Source organism: Faecalimicrobium sp. JNUCC 81, assembly GCF_053667625.1.
This window is the reverse complement of record NZ_CM132203.1, coordinates 2,521,678-2,544,602: the sequence shown is the minus strand read 5'-3', so window position 1 is coordinate 2,544,602 and position 22,925 is coordinate 2,521,678. Positions and strand designations below refer to the sequence as shown.

At 26.2% G+C, this 22,925-nt stretch carries 21 protein-coding genes and 1 riboswitch; of the genes, 17 read left to right on the top strand and 4 right to left on the bottom strand.

What is annotated here, in order from left to right; all coding sequences use genetic code 11:
- Position 1 precedes the first annotated feature (1 nt).
- The 3 genes from JNUCC81_RS12745 to JNUCC81_RS12735 all read left to right on the top strand — a co-directional run bounded on the left by JNUCC81_RS12745 (position 2) and on the right by JNUCC81_RS12735 (position 3,743).
- Positions 2-1,630, top strand: coding sequence for a hypothetical protein (locus JNUCC81_RS12745; protein WP_454093825.1), 1,629 nt, complete (start codon positions 2-4; stop codon positions 1,628-1,630).
- A gap of 99 nt (positions 1,631-1,729) precedes the next feature.
- On the top strand, positions 1,730-2,989 hold the full coding sequence (locus tag JNUCC81_RS12740) for a sensor histidine kinase (RefSeq protein ID WP_454093824.1): 1,260 nt from the start codon (positions 1,730-1,732) through the stop codon (positions 2,987-2,989).
- Between the two features lie 13 nt (positions 2,990-3,002).
- The gene (locus tag JNUCC81_RS12735; protein WP_454093823.1) at positions 3,003-3,743 is read left to right on the top strand and encodes a LytR/AlgR family response regulator transcription factor; all 741 of its coding nucleotides are present in this window, start codon (positions 3,003-3,005) and stop codon (positions 3,741-3,743) included.
- Between the two features lie 102 nt (positions 3,744-3,845).
- Here JNUCC81_RS12735 and JNUCC81_RS12730 read toward each other — a convergent pair whose 3' ends face one another.
- A complete protein-coding gene (locus JNUCC81_RS12730; RefSeq protein WP_454093822.1) occupies positions 3,846-4,166 on the bottom strand; it encodes a hypothetical protein in 321 nt (106 codons plus the stop codon).
- Between the two features lie 298 nt (positions 4,167-4,464).
- Between JNUCC81_RS12730 and JNUCC81_RS12725 the strand changes: the two genes are divergently transcribed.
- From JNUCC81_RS12725 to JNUCC81_RS12705, 5 genes are all read left to right on the top strand, one after another.
- Entirely contained in the window at positions 4,465-4,800 is a 336-nt protein-coding gene (locus JNUCC81_RS12725) for a nitrogenase component 1 (RefSeq protein WP_454093821.1), read from the top strand.
- A gap of 411 nt (positions 4,801-5,211) precedes the next feature.
- Positions 5,212-5,409: a hypothetical protein gene (locus JNUCC81_RS12720; protein ID WP_454093820.1), complete on the top strand. Its 198-nt coding sequence runs from the start codon at positions 5,212-5,214 to the stop codon at positions 5,407-5,409.
- A 20-nt stretch (positions 5,410-5,429) separates the two neighbouring features.
- Positions 5,430-5,894, top strand: coding sequence for a HugZ family pyridoxamine 5'-phosphate oxidase (locus tag JNUCC81_RS12715; protein WP_454093819.1), 465 nt, complete (start codon positions 5,430-5,432; stop codon positions 5,892-5,894).
- 35 nt (positions 5,895-5,929) lie between these two features.
- The gene (locus tag JNUCC81_RS12710) at positions 5,930-6,169 is read left to right on the top strand and encodes a hypothetical protein (RefSeq protein ID WP_454093818.1); all 240 of its coding nucleotides are present in this window, start codon (positions 5,930-5,932) and stop codon (positions 6,167-6,169) included.
- 14 nt (positions 6,170-6,183) lie between these two features.
- Positions 6,184-6,921, top strand: coding sequence for a TatD family hydrolase (locus JNUCC81_RS12705; protein WP_454093817.1), 738 nt, complete (start codon positions 6,184-6,186; stop codon positions 6,919-6,921).
- Positions 6,922-6,978: 57 nt separating this feature from the next.
- On the opposite strand, the gene JNUCC81_RS12700 is transcribed toward JNUCC81_RS12705, so the two are convergent.
- Positions 6,979-8,499, bottom strand: a complete 1,521-nt coding sequence (locus tag JNUCC81_RS12700) for a hypothetical protein (protein WP_454093816.1) — start codon at positions 8,497-8,499, stop codon at positions 6,979-6,981.
- A 288-nt stretch (positions 8,500-8,787) separates the two neighbouring features.
- On the opposite strand from JNUCC81_RS12700, the gene JNUCC81_RS12695 reads away from it, so the two are divergent.
- From JNUCC81_RS12695 to JNUCC81_RS12680, 4 genes are all read left to right on the top strand, one after another.
- Positions 8,788-10,080 (top strand): conjugated bile salt MFS transporter, encoded by a 1,293-nt coding sequence (locus tag JNUCC81_RS12695; RefSeq protein ID WP_454093815.1) that lies wholly within the window; start codon positions 8,788-8,790, stop codon positions 10,078-10,080.
- Positions 10,081-10,134: 54 nt separating this feature from the next.
- Positions 10,135-10,386 carry a DUF975 family protein gene (locus JNUCC81_RS12690; RefSeq protein WP_454093814.1) on the top strand — a complete coding sequence of 84 codons (252 nt, stop codon included), beginning with the start codon at positions 10,135-10,137 and terminating at the stop codon, positions 10,384-10,386.
- Between the two features lie 88 nt (positions 10,387-10,474).
- Positions 10,475-11,662, top strand: coding sequence for a M20 family metallopeptidase (locus tag JNUCC81_RS12685; protein WP_454093813.1), 1,188 nt, complete (start codon positions 10,475-10,477; stop codon positions 11,660-11,662).
- A gap of 547 nt (positions 11,663-12,209) precedes the next feature.
- Positions 12,210-13,304: a DUF871 domain-containing protein gene (locus JNUCC81_RS12680; protein WP_454093812.1), complete on the top strand. Its 1,095-nt coding sequence runs from the start codon at positions 12,210-12,212 to the stop codon at positions 13,302-13,304.
- A 41-nt stretch (positions 13,305-13,345) separates the two neighbouring features.
- On the opposite strand, the gene JNUCC81_RS12675 is transcribed toward JNUCC81_RS12680, so the two are convergent.
- Positions 13,346-14,620 (bottom strand): DUF1002 domain-containing protein, encoded by a 1,275-nt coding sequence (locus JNUCC81_RS12675; protein ID WP_454093811.1) that lies wholly within the window; start codon positions 14,618-14,620, stop codon positions 13,346-13,348.
- A 319-nt stretch (positions 14,621-14,939) separates the two neighbouring features.
- Between JNUCC81_RS12675 and JNUCC81_RS12670 the strand changes: the two genes are divergently transcribed.
- Both JNUCC81_RS12670 and JNUCC81_RS12665 read left to right on the top strand, forming a co-directional pair.
- Positions 14,940-16,838 carry a PAS domain-containing sensor histidine kinase gene (locus JNUCC81_RS12670; protein ID WP_454093810.1) on the top strand — a complete coding sequence of 633 codons (1,899 nt, stop codon included), beginning with the start codon at positions 14,940-14,942 and terminating at the stop codon, positions 16,836-16,838.
- Positions 16,839-17,007: 169 nt separating this feature from the next.
- Positions 17,008-18,897, top strand: coding sequence for a PAS domain-containing sensor histidine kinase (locus JNUCC81_RS12665; RefSeq protein ID WP_454093809.1), 1,890 nt, complete (start codon positions 17,008-17,010; stop codon positions 18,895-18,897).
- A gap of 57 nt (positions 18,898-18,954) precedes the next feature.
- Here JNUCC81_RS12665 and JNUCC81_RS12660 read toward each other — a convergent pair whose 3' ends face one another.
- The gene (locus tag JNUCC81_RS12660; RefSeq protein ID WP_454093808.1) at positions 18,955-19,746 is read right to left on the bottom strand and encodes a CAP domain-containing protein; all 792 of its coding nucleotides are present in this window, start codon (positions 19,744-19,746) and stop codon (positions 18,955-18,957) included.
- A gap of 360 nt (positions 19,747-20,106) precedes the next feature.
- On the opposite strand from JNUCC81_RS12660, the gene JNUCC81_RS12655 reads away from it, so the two are divergent.
- The 3 genes from JNUCC81_RS12655 (at position 20,107) to JNUCC81_RS12645 (ending at position 22,917) form a co-directional block, all read left to right on the top strand.
- Positions 20,107-20,688 (top strand): hypothetical protein, encoded by a 582-nt coding sequence (locus JNUCC81_RS12655; RefSeq protein ID WP_454093807.1) that lies wholly within the window; start codon positions 20,107-20,109, stop codon positions 20,686-20,688.
- A gap of 365 nt (positions 20,689-21,053) precedes the next feature.
- Entirely contained in the window at positions 21,054-21,938 is an 885-nt protein-coding gene (locus JNUCC81_RS12650) for a sigma-70 family RNA polymerase sigma factor (RefSeq protein WP_042274989.1), read from the top strand.
- Between the two features lie 207 nt (positions 21,939-22,145).
- A riboswitch (cobalamin riboswitch) is annotated at positions 22,146-22,315 on the top strand.
- Positions 22,316-22,407: 92 nt separating this feature from the next.
- Positions 22,408-22,917 carry an ATP:cob(I)alamin adenosyltransferase gene (locus tag JNUCC81_RS12645; RefSeq protein ID WP_454093806.1) on the top strand — a complete coding sequence of 170 codons (510 nt, stop codon included), beginning with the start codon at positions 22,408-22,410 and terminating at the stop codon, positions 22,915-22,917.
- Positions 22,918-22,925: the final 8 nt, after the last annotated feature.

The following is a 22,925-nucleotide window of genomic DNA, read 5'->3' as shown; positions in this document are numbered from 1 at the left end:
TATGAAGGAATTTTTTATGTTAAAAATCTTAGATTTATTCAAAGGTATCTACCAAAAATGTGGAGTAAACTATAAGATAATGAGATTAATTGTCCAATCTAAATTAGTAATGGATGGAAGACGTGGACAAAATGTAGCCGGATTTAATGAAGATACAACTAAAGATAAAAATTATTTTTTTACTGCATTAATAGTGTATGCAATAATAGGCGTATTTTCAGCGCCAATAGTTATTATGAATATAAATCCTATTATAAAAATGAGTTTATATTTTAGTTTCTTTATGATAATGATTTTAAGTGTTTTTATATCAGATTTTTCAAGTGTTATATTAGATATAAACGACAAAGATATAATAGTAACTAAAGGAGTAGATTCAAAAACCTTAAATGCAGCTAAAATTACCCATATATTTATATACATATCTCTTTTAAGTTTAGCAATAGGTGGAGGTGGGCTTATTGCATCATTTAGATATGGTATAATGTATTTTGTATTACTTTTAGTCAGCATATTATTTATAGATATATTAATGATTATAATAACTGCAAGTATGTACTTTGTTATATTAAAGTTATTTAGTGGAGAAAAACTAAAAGATATGATAAATACATTCCAAATAGGTTTTTTACTTATATTTGTAGTAGGATATCAATTTGTAGTAAGAGCTTTTAGTTTTATAGATATGGAGTTTGTATATGTTCCTAAAGTATGTAATATACTACTTCCTCCAATGTGGTTTGGAGCTAATTTTAATATATTTTTAGGAGATGAACCAAATAATATAATAAGATTGCTAAGTATATTATCGTTAATAGTACCTATAGTATCAATATTCATATATATAAAGCTTATACCAACATTTGAATATAATCTTCAAAAATTAAGTGATAACACTTATAAGAAAATAAAAAATAAAGATAGCCTATCTTATAAAGCAAGTAAAATTATTTGTAAAAATAAAGAAGAAAGAACATTTTTTAATTTTGTATATAATGTATTAGACAAAGATAGAGACTTTAAAACTAAAGTATATCCATCGTTAGCCTTAGCTACTTTCATGCCATTTATAATGATGATGTCTTCATATGATTCAAGTGGGATAATAAATTATATAAACAGTTTAAGCAATGAGAAATATTACCTAATGGGCTATATGTTTGTTTTAATGAGCCAAACTATAGTTACTACTCTTAAGTTCTCAAGTCAGTATGAAGCATCTTGGATTTATGATGTACTTCCTATAAAGGATGACAAAAATTTATATTCAGGTATGTTTAAAGCAAGTATCTATAAATTAATACTCCCAGTTTACATAGTTTTAAGTGTAGTATTTTTATTAATATTTAAAGCTAAAGTTATAATTCATTTAGCTGTTATGTTTGTAGCTATAATAGTTACTTCTATGGTTACATTTAAACTTAATAAAAAAGAGCGTCCTTTTTCATCAGAGTATAAAAATACTAACTCAGGTGAAAATATTTTGACTATGATAAAGTCAATGTTTGTTGTAGGGATTATAACTATAATACATTTTATAGTTAGTAGTAGTTTATTATATACAGGAATTTATTTTATAGTATTATTACTATTTATTAAATTAAGCTGGAATAAAATATTTAAAGTATAGGGAGATATAAAATAATTTATATATCTTATTATTAAAATAATCAGTTAAGGTTGAAAATAATATTAATTATTATCAACCTTATTTAAAGGGGAAATAAAAATGACATATATTTATACAATTCTAGCATATATAGGAATGGTATTAGCTTTTATAAATATATATAGTCTAAAAGTTAATAAATTTTTAATAATAATATACTCTTTTGTAATATATGTATTTTTATTAATTGCATATAAATATTTAGGAATATCGCCTTTGTACGTTGGAAATATTGTTATGTCGTTTATTATATATAAATTTACGAAGAAGATATCGCTTACTATTATAGTACCATTGAGCACAACTTTACTAAGTATGATTGTTAATATTGTTTGTTACAATATATATTTTGATATATTTAATATAAGTATATGTAAGGATAATAATATATTAAATATAGGAATATATTATATAATTAATTATTTATTATTATTTTTATTGGCTAGATATATAAATAAATTAATAATGAGAAATATAGAAAAATTCAATGCCAAAATTCAAACAATGATTATATTAACTTCTATATTAGTATTAATAATATACTTAGAGACTATAAGGCAAATAAAGTTACTTAGCATAGAAGATATAGATCAACCTTGGGGAAGAATACTACTGATTTTATATTTTATAACATTTATAGCTTTTTTATTTTTAGTAAGTATGATAAATAATGAAAATAGATTGAAGGAAATAAATGAATATAATAAGAAATTAGAAATTATGACTAATGAGATGAAGAAATTTAGGCATGACTATAAAAATATTTTACTGTCTATGAACGGATATATGCAAGAAAATGATATGGAAGGCTTAAAAAAGTTTTTTTATTCTAATATAGAGCCTTTAAGTGAAAATTTAAACTCTTATAATTTCAATATTACATCAGTGTCGAATATAAAAATTATAGAATTAAAGGGGTTAATTTTATCTAAATTAATAAAGGCCGAAGAATTAGGAATAAATATAAATATAAATATCTATAAAAATATAAAAAATATAAATATGAACGTTGTAGATTTATGCAGAGTTTTAGGTATTATTTTAGATAACTGTATAGAAGCTAGCTTAGAATGTAAGAAACCTAATATAGATATATGCATAGACAGAAATTCAAGTTGTACATATTTTTTAATTTCAAATACATATATAAAGAAAATTGATAGTTTAGCCGAATTAATTAAAGGAGGAACTTCTACGAAAGGAATAAATAGAGGTATAGGATTGAGTAATTTAAATGAGATACTAGACAAATATGAAGATATCTGTTTTTCAATTAAATTAGATGAAAATTTTATACAAAAACTAGAGATATATAGCTAGGGGAGAGAGATATTTGAATATATTTATATGTGAAGACAATAAAGAACAAAGAAAAAATTTAAAAAATACTATAGAGGAGATATTAACTGATAAAGAAATAAAAGGTAAAATACAATTATCCACAAATTCAGCCTATGAAATATTAGATTATATAAACATAAATAACTCCAATGGGGTTTACTTTTTAGATATAGAAATAGGGCAAGATATAAATGGTATTGAGTTAGCTAGAAAGATAAATGATATAGATAAAAATGCTATTATAGTAATGATTACATCTCATCCAGAGATGAGTCAACTTACTTTTAAATACCATATACGGGCTGTAGATTATATAGTTAAAGATAGCATAGAAGGCATTTATAAAAGAGTAGAAGAGTGTTTAACATTTATAGACGAAAAACTTAGAAAAAGTAGTGAGAGTGAATTCATAACGATAGAAAATAACCAATGTGTAGAAAAAATAAGGTATGATGATATTCTTTTCTTTGAGACTGCAAAAAAAAGAACCATAGCCTTACATACCTATGATAGTTATGTAGAATTTAAAGGAACTTTAAAAGATATAGAAGATAAACTAGACAAAAGATTTATAAAATGTCATAGGTCTTTTATTGTAAATAGAGATAAAGTATTACGTATTGATAAAAAGCAAAGAATTTTATTTATGGAAGACGGCAGTAGATGTCTTATTTCGATGCTTTTAATAAATAAGATTATAGATAATATGATAGATAATAAAAATGCTATATAAAATTTGAAAAATAAAAAACAGTTGAATTAATTGATTCAACTGTTTTTTATTTTTTAATTATAATACCTAAATTAGCGACTCAGTTTTCAGATTATATATTATTTATAAAGCAGTATCTTTATCTAAAGGAGTTAATATTGCATTTTGATACGGCATTACCCATGATCCTCCAAATCCCATTTTTAATACAAAATATTCATCATACATTTTTATTATAGGGTTAGCTCCTAAATATTTTTCTGTATCGAAACATTCAAAGCCTTCTTTAGTTAAATATTTAATTAGTGAATACTTGAGTTTATCAAGTGAAAAATTCAAATCATCTAAAACCACTATGATATTGTCTTTGTAAACATTTATATCATCTTTTCCTAAATTCTTGTATTCTATTAATGCATTTTCGAATTGTTTTGAACAAATCATTATATTACCTCCAATTAATATAATTATACAAATACTCATCTAAATATATTTATTTAAATACTATCACAAAAATATATTTAAAATTATAATTGGACTAAGATGGAGTTTTTAAGGAGTAAAATAATAAAAAATACAAATAATATTATATTAACTTAAATGAAATTTTAAACTCCATAGGTGTTTGGTGTTAAATTTTTTCAACTCTAAATTTATATAAAAAACTAGAAAAAATATACTATGGCAAAGATAAACAAATGTAGAGAATACAGATCTTATAAAACTGATTAAGAGAAATAATGTGCCTATAAATACAGTAATGTCTTCAAAGTGTGATATAAAAGATATTCAAAATGCATCAAAAGCTAAGTTAAATATAGTAACAGATATGATAGCGCGAGATTTAGCAGAGTCAATGAAGAAAAAATTTGATATAGATTATATTTATTTTGATAAATATATGAATAAAGAAACTATAATTAAAAACTATGAAAAATTAGGAGAACTTTTAGATATTAATTTACTAGAGGGTCTAAATAAAGAAGTTGAAAAATACGATGAGTTAAATAGAATATGTACTAATCTTCTTGAAGGAAAGAAATTAATATATGGTAATACTTCTATGATGGCATTTTAAATGGTATATTTTTTAAGTGACTTAGGCATAGAGCTATATTTATACAAGTTAGAGAATTATATGATTAAAATATAGTATATAAAAATAATATATCTAAAAAAGGATTTAGCCTATATGTAAGTAGAATTGCTAATATTGATCTAGTAGGGTGTAGTAGTAGGCTTAGATGGAGATGATAATAATTTAAAGGATGAAGTAAATAGTGTAAAAAATCATATATTTGGGATTAAACGTAAATTTTACTTCTACAAAGGAAGTAAAAAAGTTGCAATATTTGGTGATTATGACATAGTTATGGGTATAAATAAATTATTAAAAGAACTAGGTATTGAAGTTGATAGAAAAGAGATCTTGTACAAAACAACTTGTGAAGATAAATCTGTTATAGTAAGTTCTAAATAATTAGATAGAATGAAATATCTAAAGGAAACAGAACTTTTAATGTTACTTGCCGATGGACCTAGTTTAGATATGAAGCATAACTCAAAGTTTGACTTACAGGTAAGTAACCCAAATTTACACAGAGTAAATATTTATTCATCTACTCCTTATATAGGATTTAGAGGGTGTCTGTGGATGATAGAAAATATATTAAACATAAATTTATAAGATATAAGGAGAATGATACAATGGAACAATTATTAAAAAATCAAAAAAGCCTAATGATAAGCTCAATAGATAAAGATAATAACCCAGCTATAAGTTATGCACCTTTTGTTATGATAGGTGAAAAAATATATGTATACTTAAGTAAGGCAGCTAATCATTACTATAATTTAAGAGATAACAAAAAATGTGCAGTTATGATAATTGAAGATGAAAGCTTAGCTCAAACAATATTTGCAAGAGCTAGATTATCATTCGATTGCGAAGCTAAAATTGTAGAAGATGTTAGTGAAGATGTATTTAATAAATTTGATGAAGTGCATGATGCTAAAATGATGGCAATGTTTAAGAAAATGGATTTTGATATGTTTGAACTTGATATAATACAAGGAAGACTTGTAAAAGGATTTGGTCAAGCTTTTGATATAAAATTCGTAAATGGAGAAATACAATCAGAACAAGTAACTGGAATAGGACATAGAAACTAAAATACAAGGCTCTGCTTGGAAAAACAAGTAGAGCTTTGTATTATTTTGCGTGTTATGGATTTTCTAGATACTCAACAGATAAAATGTGGATAGTTCCTCATTTTGAAAAAATGCTTTATGATAATCCAAATACTATAGTGGTAGTAAAAGATGAAGATTATAAAATAGAATGGATACTGTACTTATCAGGTTATGGACTAAAAGATAATAATAGAACATATTATATTTGCCGAAATAATAGTTGTACACAATCATTTAATGATATAAAATATTAAAATTGGGAGGATTTATGTATATAGATTCACATACACATTTAGATTTTTTTGAAGATAATATAGAAATTGCAATAGATGAAATAAATAAAAATAAAATAATTACGCTAGCTAATAGTATGGATATAGAAAGCTATATTAAAAACAAAGAATATAGCAAACAAAGTGAATATATAAAACCTTGTTTTGGAGTACATCCTTGGAAGGCCTCACAATTTAATGGAGACTTTAAAGACCTTATACCTTATATAGAAGAAAGTGAATTAATAGGAGAAATAGGTCTAGATTATGTATGGATAGAAGATACATCGACTTATGAAAAACAAAGAGAAGTATTTAAGTTTATATTAGAAGAAAGTGTAAAAAGAAATAAAATAGTAAATTTACATACTAAAGGAGCTGAAATTGAAATATATAATTCATTAAAACGATATAATTACAGAAAAGCTATAATACATTGGTACAGTGGTGATATGGATACTCTAGATAAATTTATAAGTTTAGGATGCTACTTTACTATTAGTGTAGATATAGGATATTCAGATATTGCATATAAGGTATTAGATAAAATTCCATTAAATAAATTACTAGTAGAAACTGATGGACCAACAGCTCTTAAGTGGGTAAATGGAGAATATGGATATCCAAGTATTATTAAAGAAGTAGTTAAAAAGATAGCAAATTATAAAAATATTGATGATAAAAAATTAGAAGATATAATTTATGAAAATTATAATAAATTACTAAATTTATAATAAAAGAGATAAAATAAAAAGCCACAATATCATATTGTAGCTTTTTATTTATATAAGTTATTTTATATTATCACCAAATGTTTTATTTATTATTTTAGTATAGCTTATAGATTTAGAAATCCTGTCTAATATATCTTCTTTATTATCTAAAATAATATCACCCTTAGCATTCCAAAGTGCATTAAAGAGACTATCACACATACCTTTAAAAACTTTATCCCATATTATAGAATAGTCATTTTCTCCAGATTCAGGATGAACTTTTGTGAATTTTAAATTTTTAGATAAATAAAGCGAAGGGTTTTCATTGTTCTTGAAATCTTCTACGAAGTGTCCATCAACTAATCTGATTTCAACATCATTAGATTCCATAAGTATTTTTTCAATATATTCTATATGTCTTTCTCTTTCTTTAAAAGTTAAGGTAACAGGAGTATTAAAAAAATGTAGACATCCTGAGGACATATATTTCCTTAGTTCTGATTCATATAAAAGAACTTTTAATTTAGATTTATAGGTTGCATTATGAAGAAATACATTTATTTTTTTTAATTCATTCATTATTTTTTTATTGTCACCAAAAACTCTCTTAGCTATTTCCATAAATAAATCTTCAGGCATAAAAAATTCATTTATTGACCCTAGTAAGCATCTTAAATCATTATTCATAATATATTGAATATAAGTTTGATCTTCAATCATTAAATCTGGAGTTTTTTTGTAACATATATTTTTTCCTTTGTTCCTTAAAGTGTATTCAATACTATCATACAATTCTGAAACCAGTTTTTTTTCTTTAGAAGTAGTTGAAAATAAGCAGTCTCCTTCTTCTGAAAATATTGAAGTAGATAAAAATTTATCCTTAATTGCTACAATAACTGTATTGTAATTCAAATTACAATTGTATATTTCGAAATTCAGTGAAGGATATGTTGAGATTAAATTTATGCCTAGTATTGAATTAAGTATTTCATTTTGATTTTCTCCTTTTAATCCTAATAAAAATTTGACTTTTATATTAGTTTTTTTACTCATTTCATAAAAAACTCGTTTCATATCTCCTAAAGATATTTTCTCTTTATAATTTATATCAAATAAATTTAGAGATACCAATATTTCTAAATAGTCCCCTTTGTCTGCATATGAATCTATTTCATCGAGTAAACTTTTTTGTATCAAAATAGGTTTAACATTAGAAAGACTGTTATAATACTCTTCTGAATGAGTATTTTTAGGAATACTTTGCAACGATTTATTATTTGTATTTGCTGTATCTAAATATATTTCTTTTAACGTATTTTCAATATATTTATTTAGGTAATCTTCATCACAATTTTTATCTATTTCAAAGTATTTTACTAAATTTGCATATGTAGACTCTGTAAGGGAGTCTACTATGAAATCAGATATATTTTTACAAATTTCATTTATTCTCTTTGAACTAGGAAGGTTTTTAGATGATATCCATTTATTAACATAAGATATATCATAACCTAAAGCTCTAGCTAAGCTACCCTTTTTTTGGTTAGATAGATATAGTAAATTTTCTAATACATTTCCAAATGTTATATTTTTCAATTTTATGATTCTCCCTAAGAAGTTATTTTTAAGTATTTATCAGTATAATTATTCATTTCAATTATATCATTATTTAAGCTAAAAAATATTGAATCAAAATTGACTGATTTGGAGTCAAAATGAGTCAAGGACGAATACAAGGAATTCCCTAAAACCTAAAAGTTCCTAAAAGTGCATAGCTATGACTATGTTTACAATGCTATTATAGCTTTAAAGGGTAATACATTTTCACAAGTACAATCAAGAAAACGTTATTAAGATGAAAAATCGACATAAGGGAGTGTTTTTGTGAGTACTTTAAGAAATAATAAAAAACAATTTATGGCAGGTTGGATGATAGTAGTTGCATGTATGCTTATACAAGCAATTCCATTTGGAATAGCAGCAAATATACAGGCTCTATTTATGCACCCCGTTACAAGTGATAGAGAATTTAGTATAGCAGGATTTTCTCTTATATTTACAATAGGTACAATAGTGGCAGCAATTGCAGGACCGTTTATAGGAGCGTCTTTTTCAAAAATTAATGTTAAATTAATATATATATTAGGATCTATTCTTGTTGGGGTGGGATTCTTACTATACTCTATGTGTACAGAATTATGGCAATTTTATTCAGTAGCAGTTATAGTTCAGTTAGGAGCTACAGCTATATCGGGTATAGGAGTTCCTCTTTTAATAAGTTCTTGGTTTGATGATTTGAGCAAAGGAAAAGCTATGGGGTTAGCATTTGCAGGAGGCTCTTTAGGTAATATTTTTCTTCAACAGATAGCTACACAATCTATAGCAACTAAAGGGTATTCTTACTCTTATTTTATGTTTGGTATTGTTGCTTTAATATCAGGGTTAATAATATCTATTTTAATGATAAGAATGCCTAAAAATGATAATGAAATAGTTAGAAGTAAAAATGTAGAAGGGTTGTCATCTAAAGAAGATAGTAGTGAGTCTGGATATTCCTTAAATGAAGTTAAAAACATTAAGTATTTTTGGATGGCTGCAGTAGGATTTTTATTTGTTGGAATATATGTATCAGCATACTCAATTCAGTACGCTGCATACTTTCAAGGATTTTTAAAGTTTGATGTAGCAACAATTGGTATAACAGGTTCAATATTTGCAATTTGTTCACTAGGTGGAAATATAGTTGGAGGATTTTTATTTGATAAACTAGGAGTTACAAAATGCTTAATAATATCTTCAGTGTTAGTATTTATATCTGGAATAGCGTTAATGATGTCTAATCAATCACCAATATGTGCACATGTATTCTCAGCTATAAAAGGATTAGCTGTATATGTTTATATGATGGGACCAGCATATATGACAGGATCACTATTTGGAAATAAAGATTATGGAAGTAAATTAGGACTAGTTCAATTATTATTTGCAGTAGGATTCTCTTCAGGATCAGCACTATTTGGGGTATTTGTTGATAAATTAGGATATAATATTTCTTGGTCAATTATATTAGTATCTGTAGTTTTAGCTTATATATTACTTATAAACTCATCAATAGGAATGACTAAACTAAATAAAGAAAAAGAATTAAAATTAAGCAAATTTGAAAAAATAGCTTAATAAAAATCTATAGGAACTTTATTATTAATAATACTTGGGATTATAGCTATGTTCATGTTTTCTCAAGTATATTTTATATTAGCTCAAGATCCTAGTATAGGTGTTATAGAATGTTTACAAAGAAGTTCTGAAATGATGAAAGGTCATAAGTTAGATTTATTTATACTTGAATTAAGTTTTATTGGATGGCTTATACTTTGTATATTTACACTTGGCATAGGTTTTCTATGGTATCAAATGACACTAACTAACTTTTATTTAAATTTAAAAGAATCTCATAAAGAATTAGGTCTAGATGAAGAATAATTTTAAAAGTAAAGCCTAGTTATATACTTAATTTAGATAAGTGCATAACTAGGTTTTATTATAACTATTTTGTATAGGGGGGATTTATATGAATTTAGACGAATTAAAAGATTTATCGTGTTCCATAGAAGAAGAACTAAAAGAAGAATTTGAAAAAGTTAGTGATTTTATTTTTAATAATCCAGAACTTGGAGGAGAAGAGTATGTATCTTCAAAATATTTAGCTGATAAGATTAAAGAATATGGATTTAAGGTAACAATGCCATACTGTGATATAGACACTGCATTTAGGGCAGAATTAGGTGATGAAGGTGAAACAACAATTGCCTTTTTAGCTGAATATGATGCTCTACCAGGGTATGGAGAAAATAATGAAGCAGGTCATGCCTGTGGTCATAACTGGATAGCTGCAGGAACATTAGGTGCAAGTGTAGTTTTAAGCAAACTAAAAAAGTATTTTAAAGGTAAGGTTGTTTTAATTGGTACACCAGCGGAAGAAACTATTGGATATAAATGTAACTTAGTTAATAGAGGTGCATTTGACGATATAGATGCAGTTTTTCAGATGCATTTAGAAGCATATAACAATGTAAATTGTAAAGCTCTAGCAATGGATTCTTTAGAATTTACATTTGAAGGAGTAGCAGTCCATGCAGCTTCCCATCCTCATATGGGGGTAAACGCATTAGATGCAGTAAATCTTACTTTTGCAGGAATAAATGCTATTAGACAACATGTAAAACCAGACGTCAGAATACATGGAATAATATCTGATGGAGGACAAGCTCCAAATATTGTTCCAGATAAAGCTGCATGTAAATTTTATATAAGAGCTTTAGATAGAAATTATTTAAATGAAATTACATCAAAAGTTATTAATTGTGCAAAGGGAGCTGAATTAATGACAGGTGCAAAATTAAGTTATAGAAACTTTGAAAATTCATTTGACAATATAGTTAATCATCCTAAATTACAAAAAATAATGAAGAAAAACCTTGAAAGAGTAGGAGTTATAGACTTTATAGAAGGATGTGATGGGCCAACAGGTTCAACTGATATAGGAAATGTAAGTCAAGTTTGTCATACAATGTATACAGAGCTTAAATTAGATATTAATCCTATGTCTTATGTCCATGAAAAAGAATTTCTACAGCATGCAAATTCTAAAGAAGCTTATGATAAATTACATAAATCAATTAAAGCTATGGTTGGAGTATCTCTTGAATTATACTTGGATAAAGAATTACTTAACAAAATGAATAAGTATTCTAAATAGAAAACTATTTGTATTAATTAGATTATTTTACAGAATTTTCCTTAAAATAGATGATGAATTTAGCAGGAAGTTACAAAATTCGACAAATAGAGTATTATATAATATAAAAGGGGTTAGGGATTTATATATATTTAAATAGAGGGATGTAGTTAACTAAAGAGGGAGATAGTTATCTATAAAATAATCGAATTTATATTAAATTACTAATGCAGTAGGGGAATGTAATAAATACGGAATAATTATTAAATATCAAATATAAAATAAGTACTATATATGGGAGTTTATAGTACTTATTTTATATTAAATTTAAATAATCTATATAAATTTGAATTTATGGTGTTAACTAGCGAAGTTACAATAGTATAACCTTATATGCATTGAAAATGGTAGAGTCTATGGAGAGATCCAAAGGCTTTTTTTATTTAAAAATCTTTTTTTAATAAATAAAAATTTTTACTAGATTAAATTAATTTAAAGTAATATAATTAGTACTAGAAACGTATAGACAAATTAAAAATAATATATATACAATAAGGATGTGGTTAGAATGGGAAGATTAGGAATTTCAATTTATCCAGATAAAAGTAGTAAAAAAGAAATTTATGACTATATAAATAAAGCTTCAGAAAATGGATTTTCAAGAATATTTTCATGTCTACTTTCGGTAAACGATACCAAAGAAAATATAATAAAAAAATTTAAAAGTATAAATGAATATGCAAAGAAAAAAGAATTTGAGGTAATATTAGATGTTGCTCCTTCAGTATTTAATGATTTAGAGATAAGCTATGATGATTTAAGCTTTTTTAAAGAAACTAATGCAGATGGAATTAGATTAGATGTAGGATTTACAGGATTAGAAGAGTCTTTAATGACTTTCAATTCTCAAGATTTAAAGATAGAAATAAATATGAGCCAAAATGTTCATTACTTAGATACAATAATGGATTATAGACCTAATAAAGAAAAAATAATTGGATGTCATAATTTTTATCCACATAGATTTAGCGGACTTAACTTAGAACACTTTAAAGAATCAACTAAAAGATTTAATAAGTATGGATTGAAAACAGCAGCATTTGTAACTAGTCAAAATGAAAATACTTTTGGGCCTTGGCCAGTTACAGATGGACTTCCTACGATTGAAATGCATAGAAATCTGCCGATAGATGTGCAAGCGAAGCATTTTATAGCTTTAGATTGTATAAATGATATAATAATATCAAATTGTTACCCAAGTGATAAAGAGATAAAAGCACTAGGTTCTATGAGAAAAGACTTAGTTGAATTTGATGTTAATTTATATGATGGAGTATCTGAAGTAGAGAAAAAAATATTATTTGAAGAGATTCATTTTAATAGAGGAGATATAAGTGAATATATGATAAGATCAACTCAGCCAAGAGTAAAGTATAAAGGACATCATTTTGAGCTATTTAATGTACCAGATGTTATAAAAAAAGGAGATATTGTAATAGAAAGTAGTGACTATGGAAGTTATGCAGGGGAATTGCAAATTGCTCTTTGTGACATGAAAAATAGTGGAAAATCAAATGTAGTTGGTCGTATAAGAGAAGAAGAAGTTTTCATAATAGATGATATAAAACCTTGGCAAAAGTTTAAATTTAAAGAGATTAAATAATAAAAGGCGCTATAGTTATACATAGCGCCTTTTATTTATCTCTATTGTGCTGATGGTAATTCAGATGAAGAACTTCCTTCTTGAGAAGATGTGTTATTGTTAGTTGAATTATTATTTTCTTCTTGAGGATTACTTGTATTATCTGCATTAGAATCAGGTACACTTGAATTCTCTTTAGATTTATCATTAGAATCCTTGTTTAAGTTTCCATCAGTTGGTGTACTTTCGCTTTTTTGTGGAGTTGTAGTACTATTTCCAGACTCATTTTTATTAGAATCATTAAATAATCCTGTAAACCAGTTCCATATTTTAGCGAAGAAACCTTCAACTTCTTGGCTTGATGGTAAGTTTATAGCATTTTTGTCAGTAGCATCTATTTGTGCATTATCTCCAAGTAAACTATCATTAGTATTCTCTAATATACCAAGGTCTTTATTTTTTTCACCAAATAAATTACTAAACCATCCCTTTATAGTGTCAAATATACCAGAATTTTTAACACTTTCACCGAGATCAGATAAATTTTTATCAACTATATTAGAAACATTAGATAGTGTATCTTTTACCTTACTATAATCATAATCTTGTTGAGATATTTTTGACATTAAACCTTCTACTTGTTTTTGTTGTTCAGGACTTAATGTTATATTGTAGTTATTTGTTATATTATTTATAGTTTCTGCTATTTGAACAGTATCTTTAGTACCATTTTTTATAATCTCTGTTTTAATATCATTTATTACCCCTGTAGCTTTATCTTGTCCGATATCATCACCAAGATCACCAGTAGTAATTAATTCTTCAGTTGCTAACTCTTTTTTATCTTCTGGTAATGGCTTACCAGTTGCATCTTCAAAAGCTTTCATAACACCAGTTAAACCACCAGTACCAGAAACAGGGAAAGGTGCAGCAACTATTACGTTTGCGTCTACTATGCCAGCAGTTGATAGAGTAGTTGCTATCATTGAACTTGTTACCCATGTAAGGTTAGCAGTTTTTACATTTATACCACTACCTTTTGATGTTGGCTCAACATAAGAACATGATATTGTTATTTTACCAAGCTGTTGTTCGCTAGCAACACCTTTTAAGTATTTTCTTTCTTCTGTATTGTTAACTTCTAAAACAACAGCTTCATCTGGATTAACACCAAAATATTTAAGCATTTGTTCCTTTTGAGCAGGCTTTAAGTTTGCGCCAAGAGTAACGACTTTACTACTATCAGCAAACGAAAGGCTAAAGCTTGATAAACAAAGACCAAGTGCAAGTGTAGTTGCAATAGATTTCTGTTTAAAGTTTGTAAATCTTTTATTCATAAATTTTCATTCCTTTCAACTTAAAAGTTTCAATAATATACCCCTGCTATAGTATACTATAAACTATTTTAAAGTGGAAGACGATTACAAGATTGTAATAAAATATCATTTAATATGAGTTTATTTCTATATATATAGGATATATAATAAAGTAAATATTTAATTAAATATTTGGGAAAAAAATCAAAAAAATGTAAGATTTTGTCATACGAAAAAGCACAATATAATTTGTCAAATATTGAAAGTAATAATGTGATATATGATAAAATAAAGTAAGGAATTTAACTGTGCAAAAGGACTGTTTAGGGGGGCGATTACTTTGCAAATTATAGATTATATAAAAGTATTTAATAAAACTCCACTCCTTGGATTATTGGGAGAATTTAAAACAAACGAAGAAAATAATTGTGAGGTATTTGAAGTCTTAAAAGTAAACTTAAAAATGAAAGAGGTATTAAACGAAGTAGATGTTTTAGGGAAAGATATTGTAGACATATTTGGAATAAGAAATAGAGAAAAAATAAAATTAATATATAAACAAATAAAAAAAGAAAAGGAGTATTCTATAGAAGAATATATACCTAGATTAAAGAAGTTTTATAAACTTGAAATATTACATATTTGTGAAGAGATATACGTAGTATGGATGAAGCCATTTTTTGAATTTGATAAATGTATATCTAATGCATTAGCTAAATTAAATTGTTTGACATGGATAAAAGATAAAAGAGGTAGATATATATCTACAAATATTAATAAAAAGGAATTTTATAATTTAAATGAAGAAAATATCATAGGAAAAACAGATTTAGAAATTTTCCCAAAAGAAGTAGCAGATGCATTTGTCAAGGGAGATTTAAAACTATTAACTAAAGAAGTAGATTATATATCTATGTTGAGCTTTGTAAATGGTAAGCATTATGATGTATCATCATATCCAATATATGATGATAATGAAATAGTAGCTACTATAGGATTTGCTAGAGACCTTACAGGAGAAGATAATTGTAAAATAGAATCAGAAACACAAAAAAAGATGATAGAATTAATAGGGGATAATATTCCAGACCATATATTCTTTAAAGACTCTGAAGGCGTATTTAGATATTGCAATGATGCTTTTGCAAAATCTAATGGAGTAAGTAAGGATGAGATTATAGGTAAGAACGATTTTAATTTAGACTCAGTAAGAAAATTCTGTGCCTTAAAATATGTAAAAGAAGATGAGAAGGTGTATAAAAGTAAAGAAGGGATTATAGTAGAAGCTCAAGAGACTGGAGATGATGGACGTAAAATATATAGAGAAACTATAAAAGTACCTTTTGTTGATAGTAACGGGTTTGTAGGTGGGATTTTAGGAATATCTAGAGATATTTCACATAGAAAAGAAGCGGAAATGGAGTTTGAAAGACTTAGAATGGAGTTTTTTGCAAATTTATCACATGAATTTAGAACACCACTTAATTTAATATTTAGTTCTGTACAACTTTTAAATATGAAATTAAGTAAATGCGATATTTGCAATAACTGTAAATTTAGTAATAAAGAATATGGTAAGTATATAGATATTATAAATAGAAATGGATTTAGATTATTAAAATTAGTTAATAACTTAATCGATATAACTAAATTAGATGGAGGAACTTTAGAGTATAACCCTGTAAATTACGATATAGTAAAATTTATTGAAAATATTGTTGATTTATCATCAGATTTTGCAAATAAAAATGGTATAGAAATGATATTTGATACAAGTATAGATGAAAAGATAATAGCTTTTAACTTAGAGCAAATGGAAAGAATAATATTAAATTTAATATCTAATTCAATAAAGTTTAATAAGCCAGATGGCAAAATAGAAGTAAGTATAGACTGTAATGATGAATTTGTAGAGATACAAGTTAAAGACAATGGTATAGGAATTCCAGAAGGGGAATTTTCAGAAGTATTTGAAAAGTTTAATCAGGTAAATAATAGAATGACTAAAGTTAGTGAAGGAAGTGGAATAGGATTATCTTTAGTTAAGTCTTTAGTAGAATTACATAACGGATCTATTAGCATTGAAAGTGAACTTAATAAATATACTAAATTTATTATCAAAATACCTAACGTAACCACTAGTAATGAATATAGCGTAAAAGAAGAACATTTATTATCAAAATACGCAGAAAACATTCAAATTGAGTTTTCTGATATATATTCAAATTTAAATGTATAGAAAAAATAAAGTATCTGGTAATTTCAGATACTTTATTTTCGTCAATAAACTTAAATTAAAGTAAATATATTAAATGGTAAAAAATGTAAAGTGACAGCTTAAGATGTAAATGCATAGGAAGTATGTTAAAATAAATAATTCAATGAAAGATATATGAGGGGGATTTATTTTGGAGTTTCAAAACTACATAAAAATGATAGAAAAAGCGCCAGTAATTTGTTTATGGGGGATCTTAAAGGAAAAAACAAGTTCTTTTAAATTGCTAGGTATGAATCAAAAAGCAAAAGGAGCATTTAATATAAATAATATTGTAGGAAAAGACATATTAAATGTTTTAGGTATAAAAGAAAAAATAAATGATAATTTAATAAATGAAATAATAAAAAACAACAAAAAATATACATTAGAAGAATATATACCTATATTAAATAGATTTTATGAAATAGAAATAGTAAATATTTGTGATGATTTATTCGCGGTATGGCTAACTAAATGCTATGATTATAGTCAATATACTAAAGAAATATTAGATAAATTAAATGTTCTATTATGGGTTAAAGATAAAAAGGGAAGATATAGGGTTACTAATTTATCTTTTGATAATTATGGAAAAATAAATTCTGAAGATATGATAGGGAAAACTGATTTTGAACTTTTTCCTATAGATATAGCTACCAATTTTAACGTCTCAGATCAAAAGATTCTTAATAAAGAAATAGATAAAATATTAACTCTCACCTTTATAGATGATAAATGCTATAATGCTTCATTATATCCTATATATGATAATAATAAAGATGTAGTAGGAACAATAGGATTGTGTATAGATATAAATAAAAATCAAAGTGCAAAGGACGAAGCTCAAATCCAAAAGAAAATGTTAGAACTAATAAGTGATAATATTCCAGATCATATATTTTTTAAAGATGCTAATGGAATATTTAAGCATTGTAATGAAAACTTTGCAAAAGCATATAAATGTACTAAAGAAGAAATAATTGGAAAATCAGAGGATGAAATATCAATAACAAATGATAAAAGTCATATAAGATATAAAGAAGAAGATGCCAAAGTATGTAGTGCAAAAAGAAAAATTATAAGTGAAGGTGTGGAAGTTTTACAAGATGGAAGTAAAGTTTATACAGAGACAATTAAAGTTCCTTTTATAGATGAAAATGGAATGGTAGGTGGAATATTAGGTATATGCAGAGATATTTCACATAGAAAAGAAGCAGAAGTTGAATTTGAAAGACTTAGGATGGAGTTTTTTGCTAACCTATCCCATGAATTTAGAACACCTCTTAACCTAATATTTAGCTCAATACAACTGTTAGACATGAAATTAGAACAATGTAAAGATAATGAAGAAAATTATAGTAGTATTAAAGGATATGAAAAATACATAAATATTATAAGACAAAATGGATATAGATTATTAAAGCTTGTAAATAATTTAATAGATTCAACTAGATTAGATGTTGGAAGCATAGAATATACCCCTAAAAACTATGATATTATAAATTACGTAGAAAATATTTTTGATTCAGTAGTAGAATTTGCAAATCAAAATAGTATAACTATGATATTTGATACAATGATAGAAGAGCATATAGTTGCTTTTGATTTAGATAAAATGGAAAGAATAATACTGAACTTGATTTCAAATGCAATTAAGTTTAATAAGAAAAATGGACTGATAGAAGTTAACATAGATTGTAATGATAAGTTTGTAGAAATAGAAGTAAAAGATAGTGGAATAGGTATACCTAATGATAAATTAGGAGAAGTTTTTGAAAAATTTAAACAGGCAAATAATAGAATGACTAAAGTAAGTGAAGGTAGCGGAATAGGATTATCACTAGTAAAGTCATTAGTTGATTTGCATAGTGGCAAAATTGAAGTTGAAAGTAAACTGGGAGAATATACTAAATTTACTGTAAAAATACCAAATGTTTTAGTAAAAGAAGATACATATATAAACGATGAAAATCACTCATCTAAATATATAGAAAATATTAAAGTAGAATTTTCAGATATATATTTAAATTTAAGTATCTAAAAAAATCCCTTAGGATGTATATCCTAGGGGATTTTATATGTTTAGAAGTTTTTTATATTACCCTATAAACATTTGAGTCCAGTATAGTGTACCATTACTCTTTTGAGCAACACCAACACCTATTTTTGTAAAGCTAGAATTTAAGATATTTTTTCTGTGACCTTCAGAATTCATCCAAGCAGTTACAACTTCTTTAGGACTTCTTTGTCCCATTGCTATATTTTCTCCAGCTGCTCTATAGCTTACTCCAAATTGCTTCATCATATCAAATGGAGAACCGTAAGTTGGAGAGTTATGGTCAAAGTAGTTTTTATTTATCATATCTTGAGATTTCTTTGTAGCTACATCTGAAACCTTAGAGTCAAGTGTAAGTGGGCTTAATCCTCTTTTAGTTCTTTCAACATTTACTAAATCAACAACTTCTTTTTGATAAGCTGCGAATTGTCCAGTTGTAGAACCTGAGTTATTATTGTTATTATTTTCAGGTTTAGCTTCAGGTTTATTAGTAGAACCTGAGTTATTATTGTTATTATCTTCAGGCTTAGCTTCAGGTTTATTAGTAGAACCTGAGTTATTATTGTTATTATTTTCAGGCTTAGCTTCAGGCTTGTTAGTAGAACCTGAGTTATTATCTTCTGGCTTAAGTTCTGGCTTTATAGGACAGTTTGGATTTGTTGGTAATTTGTATTTAACACCGTTTATATATAAATATACTACACTTTTATTATTTAATTTTGTATATCCCTTATGAGATAAAGCACTTACAGGAACGATACTAGAAGCTGTTGCTACAGTTACTACCCCTAAAGTTAATAAAGTTTTTAGTTTTGTTGATATATTTTTTGTCATTGTAAAACACCTCTTTATTTGAATTTTGTAAAAATGTTACTGATTTGTAACCTTTAGTGTAGGGGTTGCCCCCTGTGAAACTATGATAACACAAAAAATGTCGAATTTTGACTGTAAAGATATGCCAAAAGGTTAGAAATCATACTGAAAGTTAGTTATATACTGGGATAAAAAAGTTTGAAAATTTATTAAAAAAAGAATATTTATATGAAAATTAACATTAAATGAGGGTAAAAAGGGTATAAATAAATTATATTTGTAAATATTTTTATGAAGAGATTGAAAATTTAATAAATGTATTATACTATAATAAGGAAAAGTTTGGGTATATGACCATAAACTGAAAGGAGAACAAAAGATATGTCAAAAGAATTAGTCAAAGAAAGAGTTATAAAATATTTAATGGAGGACTTATTAGTTCCGCATGATATGATAGATACAGATGTAGCTTTATCAGAATTTGAAGAAGGTGCAGAAGGTGTACTAGATGTAGTAGTTAATGTTAAAGATAAAGAAGATTACTATGCGCCAGTTATGATAATACAATGTTTAGATGAAGATATAAGATTAGAAGGAGAAGTCGTACAAAAACAAGTAGACTTCTTAGAAGATGTAGATAATATAACTATGGCAGGAAGATTAGTTTTAACTAATGGAGATGCTATGATGTATGCTGATTGGACAGGAGAAGAATATGATACAGAAGCTTCACTTCCAACATATGATACTATGGTAGAAGAATTCTTTAAGATGGAAGAATTATCACAAGAAGGTGAGCATAATCATGACCACGGACATGATCATGAATGTTGTGGAGGACATGGACATGACCACGGACATGATCATGAATGTTGTGGAGGGCATGGACACGACCACGGACATGATCATGAATGCTGTGGAGGACATGGGCACGGTTCTGACTGTGGTTGTCATCATGAATAATATATACATATAATATACGAACTTGACTATACTTTTTAATGATGTTATTATTAAATGGTTAAAAATTCTATATAAAACCGTAAGTGTTGGGGCAAACGCTGGAAGGATTTATTAATAAGGGATTTATAACGTCGTTCGAGAAAAAAAGACTGCATATTGTGTGGTCTTTTTTTCTGTAAAAAAATAATACAAAAAAGAAGGAAATTTGAAGTCTGAAGTAGAATATTAGATAAATAAATTTATTGACATTTTAGTTAAATTGAATGGAATTTTTTTATAATACAAATCATATTATAAAAATAACTGAAGCTAAAGACACTTTACCATTTCAATTAACAAACTATATGGATAGAAGGGGTTAGATTATGGGGGCTAAAAGAGAACATACTTATGAAAACTATATTTATGGGGATTCATCAAATACATCGAATGCGATGAAAATGTACTTGAAAGAAATTGAAGAGTACAAAATGTTGTCTGCAGTAGAGGAAGTTGAATTAGCAAAAGCAATAATTAACTCTTCACCTGAAGCTAAGGAGCAGTTTATAAATGCAAACTATAGGTTAGTTGTAAGTATTGCTAAGAAATACAGAAAAGAGAGTGTAGATATGCTTGATTTAATTCAAGCAGGTAACATTGGACTTATAAAAGCTGTTGATAAATACGATTATAAAAAAGGATATAAATTTAGTACTTATGCTACATGGTGGATAAAACAAAGCATAACAAGATACATAGATGACTGTGAAAATACTATAAGAATACCTGTTCATCTTCATCAAAGAATAAACTTTGTAAAAAGAAAAAAACAAGAACTTTCAAATGTACTTCAAAGAGAACCTAGCTTAGATGAAATAGCAGAAGTATGTGACCTTGATGTTCAAAAGGTTATAGATATATTAAAGAGGGATAAAAATATAGTATCATTAGATACGCCTATAAAAGAAGACGAAGATAGTAGTTTAGTTGAATTTATACCATCAGATGCTAATTTTGCAGATGTAGTAATTCATGAAGTAGAGCAAAAGAACTTAAGGGAAAAAATAGAGGAATTATTAACAGGACTTGGTGACCAAGAACAAAAGGTACTTAGAATGAGATTTGGATTAGATGATGATACTCCAAAAACATTAGAGGAAATAGGAAAAGTATTTGGAGTAACAAGAGAACGTATAAGACAAATTGAAGCAAAAGCAATAAGAAAACTAAGACATCCAAGTAGATTAAAACAATTAAAACATTTTTATTAATTTATAAAATAAAGTAGGTGAATTTTGCCTGCTTTATTTTTGGTTTATATTTTAATTTTAGGGTAAATATGGAAAGGTACTTCTTAAAATAAATGATAGCATAAAATACATTGGAAATCATTTAAATAATAAAAATAAATAATTATATTGATAGATATTATTATTAGAAAACTTATTGCTTGTATTAAGCTAGTAGGTCTTATAAAATAATTATATAAAGTATTAGGTGTATTACTTAAAAGAGAATTGGATGAGGTTTCCAAACTACCCCAGTAACCGTGATATGGACGAAATCTTAAATGCCACTGAATTTTTCGGGAAGGCTAGATCGTAGGATGAAGTTAAGTCGGGAGAACTGCCTAATATATACTAATATCTGCTGAGGGTAAGGTGTTAGATGCAAATATAATAATAAAAACTTAATATATTTAGCATCTTACTTAATTTAAATTGAGAAAGGAGGAATAAAATGAGCAAATATTTAGCATACCCTTTCTTATATGACAAGTCTTTAGATTTAAGATGTGATTTTGAGATTTTAACAGATGAAATTTCAAGTATTATAGGTCTTTTAAGATCATTTATAACAGATGACGATATGAAAGATGAACTTAGTAAAATAAATGAATTGATGTATCATATAAATCCATCAATAAGAACAAAGACTACAGTTACACAAGAAGAATTAATATGGCTAGAAAAAAGATTTTTAGAGATTCAAGAAGAAGTAAAAGACAGATTTAATAAATTTATACTTCCACAAGGATGCACCGAAGCAGGATATTGCCATGTTATAAGAAGTAAATGTAAATCATTAGTTAGGCTATTAAGTAGATATCAGGAACAAGGAAATAAGGTAGATGATTTGTTATTTGATTTTACAAATCTTTTTTCAGGATATTTCTTTGTACTAGCACTTAAGTTTAATAAAGATAATGGTTTAGAAGAAACAGAATTTATAAGTAGAAACTATAAGTAAGAGAGTTA

Bases quoted from the DNA above. Each gene is read 5' to 3' on its own strand.
- JNUCC81_RS12705 (WP_454093817.1), top strand. From the start codon at position 6,184: ATGTATATAGATTCACATACACATTTAGATTTTTTTGAAGATAATATA.
- JNUCC81_RS12730 (WP_454093822.1), bottom strand. From the start codon at position 4,166: ATGATTTGTTCAAAACAATTCGAAAATGCATTAATAGAATACAAGAAT.
- JNUCC81_RS12650 (WP_042274989.1), top strand. From the start codon at position 21,054: ATGGGGGCTAAAAGAGAACATACTTATGAAAACTATATTTATGGGGAT.
- JNUCC81_RS12645 (WP_454093806.1), top strand. From the start codon at position 22,408: ATGAGCAAATATTTAGCATACCCTTTCTTATATGACAAGTCTTTAGAT.
- JNUCC81_RS12715 (WP_454093819.1), top strand. From the start codon at position 5,430: ATGGAACAATTATTAAAAAATCAAAAAAGCCTAATGATAAGCTCAATA.
- JNUCC81_RS12720 (WP_454093820.1), top strand. From the start codon at position 5,212: ATGAAATATCTAAAGGAAACAGAACTTTTAATGTTACTTGCCGATGGA.
- JNUCC81_RS12745 (WP_454093825.1), top strand. From the start codon at position 2: ATGAAGGAATTTTTTATGTTAAAAATCTTAGATTTATTCAAAGGTATC.
- JNUCC81_RS12660 (WP_454093808.1), bottom strand. From the start codon at position 19,746: ATGACAAAAAATATATCAACAAAACTAAAAACTTTATTAACTTTAGGG.
- JNUCC81_RS12675 (WP_454093811.1), bottom strand. From the start codon at position 14,620: ATGAATAAAAGATTTACAAACTTTAAACAGAAATCTATTGCAACTACA.
- JNUCC81_RS12655 (WP_454093807.1), top strand. From the start codon at position 20,107: ATGTCAAAAGAATTAGTCAAAGAAAGAGTTATAAAATATTTAATGGAG.
- JNUCC81_RS12740 (WP_454093824.1), top strand. From the start codon at position 1,730: ATGACATATATTTATACAATTCTAGCATATATAGGAATGGTATTAGCT.
- JNUCC81_RS12685 (WP_454093813.1), top strand. From the start codon at position 10,475: ATGAATTTAGACGAATTAAAAGATTTATCGTGTTCCATAGAAGAAGAA.
- JNUCC81_RS12690 (WP_454093814.1), top strand. From the start codon at position 10,135: ATGTTTTCTCAAGTATATTTTATATTAGCTCAAGATCCTAGTATAGGT.
- JNUCC81_RS12680 (WP_454093812.1), top strand. From the start codon at position 12,210: ATGGGAAGATTAGGAATTTCAATTTATCCAGATAAAAGTAGTAAAAAA.